A 16,117-nucleotide genomic window follows, 5' to 3' on the forward strand; every position below is an offset into this window, starting at 1 on the left:
TTTGATGGTGAGGTTATTCATAAAACAGGCTTTCTTATTATTAGTTAATAGCTTAACAAGAATCATTAATAATAAAATTTAGGAAAAATTAATTGTAATCAGATGGATAGGGCCGTAAAAAGAAAAGGCCAGCCCAAGGGAGATTGGGCTAGCCAAGGAGGTGGTTCCTAGTCTTGCTGTAAAACTTTTTTAGTTCTTGATTGTACTCGAGCTATGCTACCCCAGCGTAATTATAATTGATGTGATCCATTTCTAATATTTGCTAAAAATGCCATCTTGGCGATGGCATTATTTTTTTATCGCTTTACGTTACGCTTTTTCATGGGGGTTTCGGCTATTTGTCCCATTTAGATTACGTACCAGTAAGCCATATTCCACGTTAATGTCCGCGGGGATGGGCAAATACATGATATGACCATTACCCGGTGCAATATCTGCCGGCTGACCTTTTTTATCTTGCATGCTGTCGAGAATAAACTGGATATTGCCGTTTGGTGTCATCAGCTCAACACTATCACCAACCGAGAATTTGTTTTTGACCACCACTTCAGCCAAGCCGTCACGACGCACTCCGGTAAACTCACCGACAAATTGCTGGCGCTCAGAAACTGAATAGCCGTAATCGTAAGTTTGTTGCTCTTCATGCACATGACGGCGCAGGAAGCCTTCGGTATAACCCCGGTGAGCCAAGCCTTCCAGTGTGGTCAACAAGGTTGGATCAAAAGGTTTACCCGCAACCGCATCATCGATAGCGCGGCGGTAAACCTGTGCGGTACGGGCGCAATAGTAGAAGGATTTAGTCCGACCCTCAATTTTCAGTGAATGCACACCTAATTGCGTCAGGCGTTCCACATGTTGAATAGCGCGTAGGTCTTTTGAGTTCATGATGTAAGTGCCGTGCTCATCTTCGGTGGCGGTCATGTACTCACCAGGGCGCTGTGCTTCCTCAATCATAAACACTTTATCGGTCGGTGCACCGATACCCAGTGTTGGCTCGATATTCTTTACCGCAATCGGTTGGTGAATATGCACGATGTTGCCGATTTCATCTTCTTTGCCTTCCTGAACATTATATTCCCAGCGGCAGGCATTGGTGCAGGTTCCCTGATTCGGGTCGCGTTTATTGATATAACCAGATAGCAGGCAACGGCCGGAATAGGCCATGCACAGTGCGCCGTGGACAAAAATCTCCAGCTCCATATCAGGAACTTGTGCGCGTATTTCTGCAATTTCTTCCAGTGATAACTCGCGGGAGAGAATAACGCGGGTCAAACCCATCTGTTGCCAAAATTTGACGGTAGCCCAGTTGACGGCGTTAGCTTGTACTGACAGATGAATATCCATCTGCGGGAATGCCTCACGTACCATCATGATCAAGCCGGGATCCGACATAATCAGTGCATCCGGCCCCATATCGATCACCGGTTTTAAATCACGCAGAAAGGTTTTCAGTTTGGAGTTGTGGGGGGCAATATTCACGACCACATAGAAGCGCTTACCGAGGGCATGCGCTTCCTGAATACCTAATGCCAGGTTCTCGTGATTAAATTCATTATTACGCACCCGCAGGCTATAACGCGGTTGGCCGGCGTAAACCGCATCCGCCCCATAAGCAAAGGCATAACGCATGTTTTTAAGGGTACCGGCAGGCGATAATAATTCCGGGGTAAAAGGAATAGATGAAGACATATAAGTGGCTCTCAGTCTGAGTTCAAGTCAGAACCACGCCCGAAGGGGTGGTTAAAAGTCGGGGATTGTAACCTCGCCAATCATGAAAATCAGCCATTGCACAATTTTTGTAGGGTTTAAATGATCTGGATCAGTTTAAGCGGATTTTAATGTCTTAGAGCCTAAGGAAATAATCCGTTAATTGAGCAGTTTTTTGCACATAAATGCTGATTTATTCTTTTTATGAGCAGTTTTTTGCTCAAGAGGTGTTGGTGGCTAAACTAACGATACAGATCTTCAATCACGGTCTTTGGCATGATGCCGCAATACTGCATTAATTAAACGGCCTGAGGGGATCTGGCTCTCGCCTATCTATGATTTTGCCCCGATGAAAGCAGATCCTAAAGGTATTCCCAGAGTGACTCAATGGGGCTCGCCCTATGAAGAGGGAGGGAATTTTGACTGGAAGGGCATTATTACTGAGTTATCTGATCTTGCTGACCCTGACCCTGACCCTGACCGTGTCTTTTTGGCATTCCAGCAAATGGCTGAAAATCTAATAGGTTTGAAGGCTCGTCTTAAAATGCGAGGAGTACCGGACAGCATTCTTAATATGCCGAGAATGGCTTTTGATTATTTGGATGAAAAATTACAACGCTGGGCACATTTATGAAAGTGAAACTTTCACCGCAAGAGCGTGAGAACTTGTTGCTGCTGTTACTAAGCCAGCTATTTAGTGAACAGATATCTACAGGGGAATTACTGCGCAAACTTAGAAAAGAGATGCTAACCATGTCTCAGGACGAGTTTTCATCTTTGGTTAATATCAGCCGACGTACTCTGTCTGATATTGAAACGGATAAAGGGGGCCAGACGTTATCTGTGCTTGGGCGTGTTTTTCGGCCTTTTGGTTTGAAAATAGGTTTATTACCACGTAACCAGCAGGTATTGAAAAAAATGCTGGAGAAAGAGTTTGCAGCGGTAACCGAAGATCAGAAACGTTTGAAATGAGATGCGCGGTCACTCGCCCCGCGCAGGTACGTTTAAGCAACGAATGTAGGTTAAATAGCGCTATCAGATAAATAAAAATTACAGCGTCAAATCTTTAATTATGGTGGTCGGGCCATTTTTTATTACGGAGGCAATGCCTTTTTTGGCAGCAGCGTCAGAACTGTAGGATTCACTGACGCCAATAACCTGATGGTTTTTCGCTTTCAAAACGAAATAAGGTTCATTTTTGACGTTGTGCTTCAGCTCATATTGGCTTTCCAGTGGGGAGTTACTTTGCACTGATGATATGCCGTTTTCAGCCGAAGCCTTACTGGCGTACATCTCACTGGAGAGAATAGTTTCGCCATTGCTGGCTTTTAGATTGAAATAGTGCTGCCCATTCTTTGCCTTATTAAGCTCATAGTAACCCATGGTCATAGTGGTTCTCCTGTTGGTTGTGATACCTCTAATGAGTGTAGTCAACGTTGACCGGATGTCAGGTCAATGCGCCATGCACCACCAACATAACGCACCTTTGGCAAAGACGGCATTACAGTAAACGACAGATCTCTGCTTCCCAGCGATACCCCATACCGTACACTGCACGGATAAATGGCTTCTTGCCATCGAGTGATTCCAGCTTGCGCCGGAGATTTTTGATATGGCTATCGATAGTGCGATCCGTCACCACGCGGTAATCGTCATACAGATTATTCAGCAGTTGCTCACGGCTAAACACATGGCCTGGTTGGGTTGCCAGTATTTTCAGCAGACGAAATTCTGCCGGGGTCAATTCCAACTGATGGCCCAGATAACTGGCCTGAAAGCGGGATTCATCAATCAGCAGTGGCACCGTATCACTTGGCTGCTGCGGTAGCGGTCGGCAGCGGCGCAGAATGGTTTTGACCCGCGCCACCACTTCCCGCGGGCTATAGGGTTTGCAGATATAGTCGTCAGCACCGATCTCCAGCCCCAGTAATCGATCAATCTCTTCGGTTTTTGCCGTCACCATCATAATCGGCACATCAGAGAAACGGCGAATTTCTCGGCAAATGGTAATGCCATCGCTACCGGGTAACATTAAATCCAGCAAAATAATGGCCGGTGGCGACTGACGGACTGCCGCCACTACCTCGTCACCCCTGGTGAGCCATTGGGTCTGATAACCCGCAGCTTGCAGGTAATCGACCAATAACTGGCCGAGCTTCGGTTCATCTTCAACAATCAATACGGAGCCAGATTGGCTGGCAGACTGAAGCGGCTCGTGCATTACAATGAACTACCCTATGGAATGGAATAGCGGAAATACTACCGTAATCCGCAGGCCACCCAAAGGTGAATGTTCGGCGCTGATTTTGCCACCGTGGGCCTCGACAATATTGTGGCATATCGCCAGCCCTAGTCCTGAGCCGCCGCTTGCGCGGTTACGTGAGCTTTCGGTGCGATAAAAACGCTCAAAAATACGTTGTAGCTGTTCATCACTAAGGCCCGGTTTACTGTCCTGCCAGTGTAGGGTTAATGCTTCTTCTTCTGGCAGTGCGATAATCTCAAGCTGCCCGCCTTCATTGGTATAACGCAGACTGTTTTCCAGTAAATTATGAAATAGCTGATTCAATCGGTCGGGGTCGCCGAACATTATTGCCTGTTCAGGCAGATGGGCGGTAATGGTGATATTTTTACTTTGGAAACGACCATGGAAGCTGGCGATAGCGATTTGTAACAGACGCACGGCATCCAGTTGGGTTTTACGGTAGGCCAGTGCACCACGATCTGAGAGCGATAACTGATGCAGGTCGTTGACCAGTTTGGTCAGAATTCCTACCTCGGCTTGCAGTGAGATCAAGGATTCAGGTGTTGGTTGGCGCACACCATCCTGTAGCGCCTCCAACTCGCCGCGCAGTACCGCCAGTGGCGTGCGTAATTCATGCGAGACATCGGCCATAAAGTCGCGCCGCATTTGCTCGTTTTTCTCCAACGAACTGGCAAGTTGGTTAAAATCTTGTGCCAAACGACCCAGTTCGTCACGGCTACTGACCGCCACTCGAGTGCTGAAATCACCGGCAGCTAAGCGGTGAGTACCTTCCACTAACCGTTTTACCGGTGCCAACATCCCGCGCGATAAAACCCAGGTCACCGCTGCCGCCAGCAGGGTTGATAAGCCGACAATAATCCAACTGGTGCGGCGCTGTTGCTGGTCAAAGTTAATATCTGCATTACGCGTCAGTTTTTCGGGGGGAGTGGACATCACCCAGCCCACCACGTTTTTATTCACCTTGATGGCGCGACGGCTAGCTTCTTTCGGCACCTGACCGGTGTGCCCGACCAGTAGATTATTGTGATTATCGACCACCCAGAACTGAGCGCGCCAGCCTCGTGGCGGCAGATTGCGGCTGTTATCACCGCTCTGCTCGAAAGAGCGCATGATCTGATAAATCACCTGATCATTATTACGCAGGAAATCCCAGTTACCGTAACGCTGATATTGCACCTCAAGCGCGTCTCCCAACATGGCGATACGTTGTTCATTGCTTTGTTTGATGTAATCAATGAATCCGCGCTCGAAGCTGGCTCTAACCCCCCAGTGCATGGTGATCAACACCAGCATGCAGGTAGCAAATATTGCCATAAATAGTTTTCCGGTAATGCCGATTCTCATTATGTTTTCACCTGTTCTATCGGTTGGCCGGTTTAATGGGTTGGCGGACCAGATTACGATTGGTGCCGGTATCCGGCGGCACGTGATTAAATATCAGGGCGGGCAGAGCAATAATAATGGCCATACACATATAGCTGTACAAGAACGCGCTGTGGGTTGCCGGGGTATTGGTAACCACCTGATTATGTGCAAACACGCCCAACAATATCCCGGCGGTACTGACCCCCAGACTCATGGAGAGTTGCATCACCATCGACAGCAAGCTATTGCCGCTACTGGCAAGGCGGTTTGGTAAATCTTTCAGGGTTAAGGTATTCATGGTGGAGAAGCGCAGTGCGTTAACCATTCCCTGGAAAAATAGCACCACCGGCAGTAGCCATAGCCAGCCCATCAGTGCCACCAGCGGGAAGCTCAGACTAACCACCGCCAGCAGCAATGTCGCGCTGACCAACACTTGCCGGTAGCCGAAGCGGTTAACCACCTGCACGATAATTCGCTTCATGCCCATACTGCCGATAATCATCGGGATCATCATTAAACCTGCATGGAACGGCGTGAATCCCAGCCCGATTTGCAGGAAAATCGGGGTCATAAAGGGCAGCATGCCACTGCCAATGCGCGCAGTCATACTTGCAGTCAGGCCAAGGGCATAGGATTTGTTTTTGAACAATCTCAGTGAAAATAGCGCAGCGTTATTACCTCGGGCATGCCACCAATATCCGGCCAGAGCCAACATCCCAGACAAGACTAAACCCGCAATTGCCAGCGGTGGCAAACCCAGCCCTTTATGGCCATCTAACGCCAGTGTTAGGGTTGCCATGCCGATAGCCAGCATGATAAAGCCGCTGATATCAAAGCGACGGGTACGCATGGTGTAGTTAGGCATCAGCAGCAGAGTAGCTAACGCGCCAACCACCCCCACCGGTAGGTTGATCAAGAAGATCCAGTGCCAACTGGCGTATTCCACCAGAAATCCCCCCAGCGCCGGGCCAACCAATGGCCCAATCTGGCCGGGTAGGGTGACAAAGGCCATCGCCGACATATATTGTTCGCGTGGCACGATCTTCATCACCGTCAGGCGGCCCACGGGTACCATCATTGCGCCACCGACCCCTTGAATCACGCGAGAGGCGATAAGCTCATTCAGGGTTTCAGATTGCGCGCACATCAGTGAACCAAGGGTAAACAGAATGATTGCTGAGAAAAATACCCACTTAACCCCGACACGATCAGCCAACCACCCGCTAGCGGGCAGCATCACCGCCACCGTCAACACATACGACACAATGACCGATTGCATACGCAATGGGTTCTCACCCAAACTGGCCGCAATCGAGGGCAGGGCGGTATTGACGATGGTGGTATCCAGCGTCTGCATAAAGAAACCGAAGGCAACGATCCACAGTTGCCAGCGTATACTCGTCATCTTTCAACCTGCTGCTGTGTTGACTGCATTCGCTTACCCGAATCACTTACGGGTTTTGACCTTAAAATATAAGTCAGCTCATCGGGACTCTCTCGCTTGCCGCCTGGATATATCGCCATAGGCTATTCCAGCTTCATTAGCGGCTGCTTACTAAAGCGGCTACGTAATCGGTCAAAATAGAGGTAAACCACCGGTGTGGTATACAGTGTTAGCAATTGGCTCATTACCAGCCCACCGACAATGGTTATCCCCAGTGGTTGACGTAACTCTGCCCCATCACCACTGCTTAGCACCAGTGGCAGCGCCCCGAACAAGGCGGCCAATGTGGTCATTAGAATCGGCCGAAAGCGCAATAAACTGGCCTGAAAAATAGCATCGCGGGCGCTGAGATTGCCATTACGTTGCGCGTCGAGGGCAAAGTCCACCATCATAATGGCGTTCTTTTTCACGATACCAATCAATAGCATAATGCCAATAAGTGCGATCAGGCTAAAGGGGGCGTCGAACAGTTCTAGCGCCAGTAGCGCGCCCACCCCAGCAGAGGGCAGTGTGGACAGAATGGTCAGTGGATGAACATAGCTCTCATACAACATCCCGAGCACGATATACACCGTAGCGATAGCGGCCATAATCAGCCACAACTGCGATTTCAGTGTTTCCTGGAATACCTGTGCGGTACCAGTAAAGGTGCCGCGCACGGTGGCAGGCACCCCAAGTTCCGTCATTACCCGCTCAACGGCGGCGGTTGCTTCAGATAAACTGCCGCCTTCCGGTAAGTTAAATGAGATGGTCGAGGCGGCGGATAAGCCTTGATGATTAACCGACAGTGGCGCATTGGCCGGTTGCCACTTGGCGAAATAAGACAATGGAATTGACTGACCGCTACTATTAATCACAAACATCTTATCGAGCGAACTGACATCCTGAGTGTATTGGGGGGCGACTTCCATCACCACTTTGTATTGGTTCAACGGTTGATAAATGGTGGAGATCTGCCGTTGACCAAAGGCGTTGTTTAACAGGGCATTGGCTGTGGACACATCAATCCCCAAGCGCGCCATGGTCTCGCGATCGTAAGTCAGTGCCATCTCCGAGCCTTTATCCTGCTGGTCAGAGTTAACATCTGCCAGCTCCGGCAATTTAGCCAGCGCGGCGCGGACTTTGGGTTCCCATTCACGTAGTGCGGCTAAATCGTCAGCTAACAGCGTAAATTGATAACTGGCGTTGGCTTGACGGCCACCGACGCGAATGTCCTGCACTGGTGCAAGGAACAGGCTCGCCCCCGGTTCTTTGGCTAGTTTGGCACGCAGACGAGTGATAATTTGCTGAGCGCTCTCACTGCGCTCACTCAAGGGTTTGAGCGAGATAAACATCGACCCGCTATTCGTGCGTGAGCCACCGGTGAAGCCGGTGACATTGTCGACCGCTGGATCATCGTTGACTATCTTCATGAAATCCTTCAGCTTCTGCTGCATCGACTGAAACGAAATACTTTGATCAGCTTGGATAAAGCCCATCATCCGGCCAGTATCCTGCTCGGGGAAAAAGGTTTTCGGGATACTGATATAGAGCCAAACATTGAGCGCGATAGTGGAAAGCAGCACCACCATTACCCAACGTGTATGACCCAGTACCCAATTGAGTGAGCGACCATAACCTTGCTGAATAGACAGCAGCATTTTACCAAACCCGCGAATCCGGGGTTGCTGACCAACCGGGTGTGATCGTAGCAAATGGGCGCACATCATTGGCGTCAACGTGAGGGAAATGACCAGTGAGATGCCGATAGCCACCGACAGTGTTATGGCAAACTCGCGGAATAAACGGCCCGGTAACCCTTCCATCAGCAGCAGTGGAATAAACACGGCCACCAGCGAAATACTCATCGACAACACGGTAAAGCCCACTTCGCGCACCCCGCGCAGGGCGGCGGCCATTGGTTTTACCCCCGCTTCCAGATGGCGGGAAATATTCTCCAGCACCACAATGGCATCATCAACTACGAAGCCGGTGGCGATGGTCAATGCCATCAATGACAAGTTATTCAGGCTAAAACCGCACAGATACATAGCGGTAAATGTTCCGATCAACGAAACCGGCACGGCAACCGCGGGAATAAGCGTGGCACGGCCGGAGCGCAGAAACAGGAATACCACCAGAATCACCAAAGCTACGGCTATCATCAATGAGCGCTCCACTTCATCTAACGAAGCACGAATGGTCGGCGAGCGATCTTGTGCAATAGTCAACTGAATTGAGGCGGGGATCGAGGCACGCAGGGCCGGAAGTTCTGCTCGGATCCGGTCGACGGTGGCGATAATATTTGCCCCCGGCTCGCGGCTGATTACTAACAGCACCGCCGGCTTGCCATCGGACATCCCGGCGTTACGCACATCTTGCACTGAGTCCACCACCGTGGCGACATCCTGTAGCCGTACCGCTGAACCATTGTTGTAATGAATTACCAGCGGGCGATAACCCTCTGCGGTTTTGATCTCATCATTGGCCTGCACCTGCCAGTGCTGTTGGCTGGAATCGATAGCGCCTTGTGGGCGGCGGACGTTGGCGGCGCTGATTGCTTGTCGCACTGCATCCAGCGAAACGCCTTGGTTAAACAGCGCACCAGGGTTCAATTCAACCCGCACCGCAGGCAGGGAACTGCCTCCCACCGAGACATCACTGACCCCCTCGGTTTGAGCAATTTTCTGCGCCAATTTGGTAGAGGCAAAATCATACAACTGACCTTGAGTAAAGGTATCCGAGGTCAGCGTCATTATCATGATGGGTGCATCCGACGGGTTCATCTTGCGATAGGTCGGGCGGTTTGGCATGCCGGTAGGTAGCAAGCTTTGCGCGGCATTAAGCGCTGCCTGCACATCACGGGCCGCACCGTTGATATCTCGATTAAGATCAAATTGCAGAATGATCCGCGTGCTGCCCAATGAACTGGTAGAGGTCATTTCATTGACGCCCGCAATTCTGCCCAGAGCGCGTTCCAGCGGTGTGGCAATTGAGGACGCCATGGTCTCAGGATCGGCCCCTGGCATCGATGCACTCACCGAAATCACCGGATAATCCACCTGCGGCAGCGGTGATACCGGCAATAAGCTAAAACCGATAATTCCGCTGAGGGTGATAGCCAGTGTCAGCAGGGTGGTAGCCACCGGGCGATGGATGAACAGAGCGAAGAATTTCACGGCTGCTCCTGCCCATGGGGTAATTCAGGTGTGTCAGTATCCTGATGGCGATAGCGATTTTTGCCATGGGAGTTGCGTGCCAGTTTATCGAACAACAGATAGATAACCGGGGTGGTAAACAGGGTTAGTACCTGACTGACAATCAGCCCGCCGACCATACACACACCCAGCGGTTGGCGTAGCTCGGCCCCGGCCCCGGTACTGAGCATTAATGGCAATGCACCAAACAGCGCTGCCAATGTGGTCATCAGAATGGGGCGGAAACGTAACAAGCACGCCTGATAGATAGCATCATACGGGGTCATCCCCTGATCCCGTTCTGCGGCCAGTGCAAAGTCGATCATCATGATGGCATTCTTCTTCACAATCCCGATCAGCAGAATAATGCCGATAATGGCAATCACATCCAGCTCATTGCCGGTCAGCATCAGCGCCAGCAAGGCACCGACACCGGCGGTGGGCAGAGTTGACAAGATAGTGACCGGATGAATAAAGCTTTCATATAACACGCCGAGCACGATATACATCGCCACAATCGCGGCGATAATCAGCCACAGCGTGCTACCGAGTGCGGCCTGGAATGCCAGCGTAGAGCCTTGGAAGCGGGTGGTGATATCCGCCGGTAGCTGAATTGCCTGCTCAGCTTGTGTCACCGCGTTTACCCCCTCACCCAAGGAATATCCCGGCGCCAGATTGAAGGAGATAGTGGCTGACGGGAATTGATTCAAATGGTTAATCGATAATGGCCCGAAGCGCTCCTCAATGGTGGCAATACTGCTCAGCGGCACCCCTTTACCGTCGCTGCCGGTCAGGCGGATATCGTTAAACGCCGCCAACCCCGGCGTGGCCTGCACGTCATGTTCCAGCACCACGCGGTATTGGTTGGCTTGGGTATAAATGGTGGAAATCAGGCGTTGACCGAAGGCGTTATATAGCGCGCTGTCGATAGCCGCCATCGTGATACCTAAACGGCTGGCGCTATCACGATCGACATTAACAAACGCCACCAATCCTCGATCCTGCCAATCACTGGTGACATCCTGGAAGGGAGCTTGTTGCTGCAACTGACTAACCAGCTTCGGTACCCAAGTGCTCAACTCCTCAAGTGTCGTGGCTTGCAGGGTGAACTGATATTGTGTCCGGCTCAGTTGCGTATCAATGGTCAGATCCTGTACCGGCTGTAAGTAAAGTTTAATCCCCGGGACGCCGGTAACGCTTTCCTGTAAGCGGGTAATGATCTGTGGAATGCGATCGTCACGGCTGTTAAGTGGTTTAAGGTTAATCTGCAACCGGCCATTGTTCAGCGTGGCATTGGTACCGTCAACGCCGACAAATGAGGTCAAGCTTTCTACCGCTGGATCTTTAAGGATAATGGCGGCCACTTGTTGCTGGCGTTCCGCCATATTACTGAATGAAACGGATTGCGGTGCTTCCAGGGTTCCTTGAATCAGACCATTGTCTTGCAACGGGAAGAAACCTTTCGGCATCAGCAGGTAAAGCAGCACCGTCAGGACCAGTGTGCTCACCGCTACGCCCAATGTTATCCATTGATGATTAAGCACTTTTTTTAGTGCCACGGCGTAATGGGCGATCACCCAGTTAAAGAACTTCTCACTGGCGCGTGACAGGCGGTTTTGCTTACGCAGTGACTCATAACTGAGCATCCGCGCGCACATCATTGGGGTCAGGGTCAGCGAAACTACCGCTGAAATCAAGATCGCCACCGCCAGTGTTACGGCAAATTCGCGGAACAGCCGGCCCACGATATCGCCCATAAACAGCAACGGAATCAACACTGCAATTAATGAGAAGGTGAGTGAAATAATGGTAAAGCCAATCTCACCGGCCCCTTTTAGTGCCGCATCCAGCGGTCTCTCGCCTTTTTCGATATAACGGGAGATATTCTCTATCACCACGATGGCGTCATCGACCACAAAGCCGGTGGCAATGGTCAGCGCCATTAACGTCAGGTTATTGATTGAAAACCCGAGAAAATACATCGCCGCAAAGGTCCCAATCAGTGATAGCGGTACTGCGACACTGGGGATAATGGTGGCGGCGGCATTGCGCAGAAACAGATAAATCACCATCACCACCAGCACAATGGCGAGCAATAACTCAAACTGCACATCACTGACGGAGGCGCGGATGGTGGTGGTACGATCGGTGAGTACCTTGACATCAACTGACTTGGGCAAGCTTTTGATCAACTCCGGCAGCATCTCGCGAATACTGTCCGCGGTGGCAATGACGTTGACCCCCGGCTGGCGCTGGATATTCAACACAATCGCCTGCTGGGTATTGGCCCACGCAGCCAGTTTGTTATTTTCCGCGCCCTGCTCAATGGTGGCGACATCCTGCAAGCGGATCGGCGCTCCATTTTGGTATGCAATGATCAGATCACGGTAATCCTCGGCAGATTTCATCTGGTCATTAGCCGACAATGTCACCGAACGGGTGGGGCCATCGAGGCTACCCTTGGCGGAATTGACGTTAGCATTGCTGATGGCAGTACGAATGGTTTCGCTGTCCAGCCCCAATGCGGCGACCGCTGGGGCATTCAGTTTCACCCGCACGGCGGGGCGCTGTCCGCCGGAAATAGTGACCAGACCGACCCCGGTGACTTGCGATATTTTCTGCGCAATCCGGGTTTCGACCATATCTTCTACTTGCGTCATCGGGATGGCAGTGGAGGTCACGGCCAAGGTCATAATCGGCGGATCAGCCGGATTCACTTTGCTGTAAATCGGGGGATAAGGTAGGTCATTGGGCAGTAGATTGGTGGCGGAGTTAATGGCAGCCTGCACCTCTTGCTCTGCTACATCCAGTGGCAAGGTAAGCTGGAATTGCAGCGTAATCACTGATGCACCACCCGAACTTTGTGATGCCATCTGCTTGAGGCCGGACATTTGGCCAAACTGGCGCTCCAGTGGCGCGGTAATGGATGATGTCACCACATCCGGGCTGGCCCCAGGATAGAGTGTCACGACCTGAATCGTCGGGTAATCAACCTCCGGCAGGGCAGAAACCGGCAGCGCGCGGTAACCGAGAATCCCGGCCAGCAGAATGGCAATCATAAATAATGTGGTGGCAACCGGGCGTAGGATAAACAGCCGTGACGGCCCGCCACCAGGTGTTGGAGGCATCACTTGCATCAGGATTTCTCCGCAGGAACAGTGTTACTCGCTGCTCTTGTGCCCCGATGTGTGGCTTTCTCCCCCGTGGCTGCTTTCTCTGCGACACCCGTTTGGTTTGCTGCTGCGGCCCGTGGTGTTACTACTTCAACCTGTAAGCCTTCGGTCAGGCGATCAATACCGTCAGTGACCACGCGTTGACCTGCATTGAGGCCGGCGCTAATAACCACTTGTTTGCTGTCTTGAATACCGGTAGTGACCAGATGCTTACTGACTTTATTCTCATCATTTAGGGTCCAGACAAAGCTCCCTTCGTTGCCCATTTGTACGGCGGCGGTTGGCACCACCACGGCATTTTGCAGTAAATCTACTTTGATACGGGCGTTAACAAACTGGTTGGGGAACAGGATGTCATCGTCATTGGCAAAGCGTGCTTTCAGCTTAATGGTGCCGGTGGTGGTATCAATTTGGTTATCAATACTGAGCAAATAGCCCTGTGCCAGTCGCTGTTTATTGGTGCGTTCCCAAGCTTCTACTGGCACGGTAGTGTTATTTTTGGCCGCATTTTTCTGCGCTTGCATGATGGCGGGGATATCGCTTTCTGGCAGCGTAAAGACCACATCAACCGGATGTGTCTGAGTGATCACCACTATGGGGGCTGTGGTACCGCTGGTAATGTAATTACCGACATCGACCTGTTTTAGCCCCACTTTGCCAGATATGGGGGCGGTAATTCGGCTATAAGTCAGTTGCAGTTTGGCACTGTCGATAGCGCCTTGATCGGCTTTAACACTGCCTTCACTTTGGCGCACTAATGAGGCTTGAGTATCGAGCTCTTGTTGTGAAATGACCCCGGTTTTCACCAGTTTTTGGTAGCGGGCCAAATCACGGCGGGCATTGTCCAGCGTGGCCTGATCCTTTGCCAGTTGGCCCTGTGCTTGGGTCAGTTGTACCTGATAAGGGCGCGGGTCGATCTCCACCAGTAAGTCACCGGCGTTGACCTGTTGCCCTTCAGTAAAGTGGATTGCCATTAATTGGCCATCGACCCGGCTGGTCACGGTGACGGTATTGGCGGCAATCACGGTACCTAGGCCGGTAAGATAACGGGGTACGGCTTGTTCGGTGGCTGTGGCCGCCTGTACCGGCGACATGGGCATATTACGTCGGCCACCGGTGCGGGCTGTTGTCGTCCCGCCAGCGGTGTGCTGCGCACCTGGCGCGGTGTTGGTGGCGGCCGCGCTAAAATAGCGCCAGGCAAATATAGCAACAGTAATCGCCACCACCGCCCCGAGTAACATCAGTACCCTGGAAGTGCGTTTGGATTGAGCTTTCATGATGGCGGGAGTCCTTTTTGTTTATTTTGTTATGCGCACATAGATGCAATCAATTGGGTATTGATATGTTACTAGTTTAGCGGGGATTTACCGGATAAAAATGGAGGAAATATGGAAGTAGTGTCAGGGTATGTGGGATTTTGGTTTTTATAATTTTAGGATTCAAAACTGATAGGGTTTGGTTGCGGTTGATATTCGATTAAGTGATGTGATCTGTTTCTTGATTACCCACTGCGCAGTGGGTAATCAAAATAGCATTAACGATACAGGGTCTGCGCCCAACGGGCCAAACCGGCGGTCACTGAGCCGAAGTCATTGCCACCCACCAACGGGATACCCGGTAGTTGCTGTTGCAGAGCGGCTCGCAATAACGGGGAGCGAGCACTGCCGCCTGTCAGATAGATGACATCTGGAGTGATATGGCTGGTGGATAATGCCAAACTGACTTGTTCCTGAATCCGTTGTAGTGGCTGAGATATGGCTTCAGCAAGCTGTTGCTGGTTGATAGTCTGGCCTAACTCAGGCTCGACAAAATTCAGTGCAGTCGCCACTTGTGCTTGTTCGGATAGCGCGATTTTGCTCTCTTCCGCCGCCCGAACTAAACGATAACTCAGGCGCTGTTGATACACTTTCAGCAGGCGCTCTACTTGCTGTGGATTTGCCGCGTCACGAATCAAATCACGCAGGAAGCGGCCGTTAACCGTGCTGTAGAAATCGCTCTGTGCCGGAACATCGTTAGTCGCAACGGCATTCCAATAGGGCAGTGACGGCAGAGCAATCCCTTTTTCGGTTTCGCCCCCCATACCAAACAGCGGCATCAGTTGTTTAAACGCGAGCATAATATCCAGATCGTTACCACCAACGCGACAACCACTGTGACCCAGCAGGCTTTGTTGACGGTCTGCCAGCCCCTGCCATTTAGGCCCCATCAATAGCACCGAGCAGTCAGTGGTACCACCACCGATATCCACCACGAGTACGGTTTTTTCTTCTGTCAGCGTCGCTTCAAAATCCAGCCCTGCCGCGACCGGTTCAAACTGGAAAGCAATATCGCGAAAACCGGCGCGTTGGGCGGCGCGCAGTAAAATCCCTTCCGCCTGGCGGTTAGCATCCTCACCGCCAGAGCCTTGGAAGTTGACTGGACGGCCAATTACGGTCTGACTGATTTCTGATGCCAGTACGGATTCTGCCTGACGTTTGATATGGAACATCATGGCGCAGACCAAATCCTCAAACAGCGCCAATTGCTGAGGTTTCAGCCCATTGGCACCTAGGAAGGATTTAGGTGATTTTACAAAGTATACGTCTTCAGGGTCTTCGATATAGTGGGCGAGGGCAGACAGGCCAAATGTCAGACTGTCGGCGGCAACCGGAATATCCTCTTCGCGATTGAATGCCATGGCCCGGCGTAATAGCTGCTGATTTTCGTCGCTACCGGTGGGTACCTGCCAGTGGCGGTGCAGGCATTCACTGACCGCTTCCCGTGTTGGCGCGCACAACATGGAGGGCAGATAGACGTCATTATTTTCCAGTGCCAGTAAGTTGGGAGCATCATCCCGCATCACGGCAACTGAGCAGTTTGCTGTGCCGTAGTCAAAACCAATGAACATAATTGCCCCCCAGGCCAAATAAAGGGGTGCGACTTTACCCGAGAGTGGGCAGCGGGGCAATCGTCATGTTAGTGATTTTTTAATCATGGTTGAGGATGCAAC

Annotated in this window: 11 protein-coding genes; 2 read left to right on the forward strand and 9 right to left on the reverse strand. The window is 51.4% G+C overall.

Annotated elements, in window-relative coordinates:
* Positions 1 to 309: 309 nt before the first annotated feature.
* Entirely contained in the window at positions 310 to 1,689 is a 1,380-nt protein-coding gene (gene trhP / locus V1956_RS08315) for a prephenate-dependent tRNA uridine(34) hydroxylase TrhP (protein WP_372559645.1), read from the reverse strand.
* Positions 1,690 to 2,056: 367 nt separating this feature from the next.
* Here trhP and V1956_RS08320 point away from each other — a divergent pair, with 367 nt between their 5' ends.
* Both V1956_RS08320 and V1956_RS08325 read left to right on the forward strand, forming a co-directional pair.
* On the forward strand, positions 2,057 to 2,341 hold the full coding sequence (locus V1956_RS08320; RefSeq protein ID WP_442825011.1) for a hypothetical protein: 285 nt from the start codon (positions 2,057 to 2,059) through the stop codon (positions 2,339 to 2,341).
* Positions 2,338 to 2,679, forward strand: coding sequence for a helix-turn-helix transcriptional regulator (locus V1956_RS08325; protein ID WP_372559643.1), 342 nt, complete (start codon positions 2,338 to 2,340; stop codon positions 2,677 to 2,679). The genes V1956_RS08320 and V1956_RS08325 overlap by 4 nt, the downstream gene beginning before the upstream one ends.
* A gap of 78 nt (positions 2,680 to 2,757) precedes the next feature.
* Here V1956_RS08325 and V1956_RS08330 read toward each other — a convergent pair whose 3' ends face one another.
* The 8 genes from V1956_RS08330 to yegD all read right to left on the reverse strand — a co-directional run bounded on the left by V1956_RS08330 (position 2,758) and on the right by yegD (position 16,015).
* Positions 2,758 to 3,096 carry a YegP family protein gene (locus V1956_RS08330; RefSeq protein WP_372559642.1) on the reverse strand — a complete coding sequence of 113 codons (339 nt, stop codon included), beginning with the start codon at positions 3,094 to 3,096 and terminating at the stop codon, positions 2,758 to 2,760.
* A 112-nt stretch (positions 3,097 to 3,208) separates the two neighbouring features.
* On the reverse strand, positions 3,209 to 3,928 hold the full coding sequence (baeR, locus tag V1956_RS08335) for a two-component system response regulator BaeR (RefSeq protein ID WP_083163251.1): 720 nt from the start codon (positions 3,926 to 3,928) through the stop codon (positions 3,209 to 3,211).
* Positions 3,929 to 3,937: 9 nt separating this feature from the next.
* Positions 3,938 to 5,314, reverse strand: a complete 1,377-nt coding sequence (gene baeS / locus V1956_RS08340; RefSeq protein ID WP_372559641.1) for a two-component system sensor histidine kinase BaeS — start codon at positions 5,312 to 5,314, stop codon at positions 3,938 to 3,940.
* A gap of 16 nt (positions 5,315 to 5,330) precedes the next feature.
* Positions 5,331 to 6,740, reverse strand: a complete 1,410-nt coding sequence (locus tag V1956_RS08345) for an MFS transporter (RefSeq protein ID WP_420070838.1) — start codon at positions 6,738 to 6,740, stop codon at positions 5,331 to 5,333.
* 122 nt (positions 6,741 to 6,862) lie between these two features.
* Positions 6,863 to 9,937: a multidrug efflux RND transporter permease subunit MdtC gene (gene mdtC / locus V1956_RS08350; protein WP_372559639.1), complete on the reverse strand. Its 3,075-nt coding sequence runs from the start codon at positions 9,935 to 9,937 to the stop codon at positions 6,863 to 6,865.
* A complete protein-coding gene (locus V1956_RS08355; RefSeq protein ID WP_083163259.1) occupies positions 9,934 to 13,092 on the reverse strand; it encodes an MdtB/MuxB family multidrug efflux RND transporter permease subunit in 3,159 nt (1,052 codons plus the stop codon). Before V1956_RS08355 ends, mdtC begins: the two co-directional genes overlap by 4 nt.
* Entirely contained in the window at positions 13,092 to 14,405 is a 1,314-nt protein-coding gene (locus V1956_RS08360; protein ID WP_442825012.1) for an MdtA/MuxA family multidrug efflux RND transporter periplasmic adaptor subunit, read from the reverse strand. Before V1956_RS08360 ends, V1956_RS08355 begins: the two co-directional genes overlap by 1 nt.
* Positions 14,406 to 14,662: 257 nt before the next feature.
* Positions 14,663 to 16,015 (reverse strand): molecular chaperone, encoded by a 1,353-nt coding sequence (gene yegD, locus V1956_RS08365; protein WP_372559636.1) that lies wholly within the window; start codon positions 16,013 to 16,015, stop codon positions 14,663 to 14,665.
* Positions 16,016 to 16,117 lie beyond the last annotated feature (102 nt).

Source organism: Yersinia sp. 2540 StPb PI, from assembly GCF_052217165.1.
GTDB lineage: Bacteria > Pseudomonadota > Gammaproteobacteria > Enterobacterales > Enterobacteriaceae > Yersinia > Yersinia enterocolitica_E.

Coding starts and splice junctions, on each gene's coding strand:
- trhP (WP_372559645.1), bottom strand. CDS start 1,689: ATGTCTTCATCTATTCCTTTTACCCCGGAATTATTATCGCCTGCCGGT.
- V1956_RS08320 (WP_442825011.1), top strand. CDS start 2,057: ATGAAAGCAGATCCTAAAGGTATTCCCAGAGTGACTCAATGGGGCTCG.
- V1956_RS08325 (WP_372559643.1), top strand. CDS start 2,338: ATGAAAGTGAAACTTTCACCGCAAGAGCGTGAGAACTTGTTGCTGCTG.
- V1956_RS08330 (WP_372559642.1), bottom strand. CDS start 3,096: ATGACCATGGGTTACTATGAGCTTAATAAGGCAAAGAATGGGCAGCAC.
- baeR (WP_083163251.1), bottom strand. CDS start 3,928: ATGCACGAGCCGCTTCAGTCTGCCAGCCAATCTGGCTCCGTATTGATT.
- baeS (WP_372559641.1), bottom strand. CDS start 5,314: ATGAGAATCGGCATTACCGGAAAACTATTTATGGCAATATTTGCTACC.
- V1956_RS08345 (WP_420070838.1), bottom strand. CDS start 6,740: ATGACGAGTATACGCTGGCAACTGTGGATCGTTGCCTTCGGTTTCTTT.
- V1956_RS08355 (WP_083163259.1), bottom strand. CDS start 13,092: ATGCAAGTGATGCCTCCAACACCTGGTGGCGGGCCGTCACGGCTGTTT.
- V1956_RS08360 (WP_442825012.1), bottom strand. CDS start 14,405: ATGAAAGCTCAATCCAAACGCACTTCCAGGGTACTGATGTTACTCGGG.
- yegD (WP_372559636.1), bottom strand. CDS start 16,015: ATGTTCATTGGTTTTGACTACGGCACAGCAAACTGCTCAGTTGCCGTG.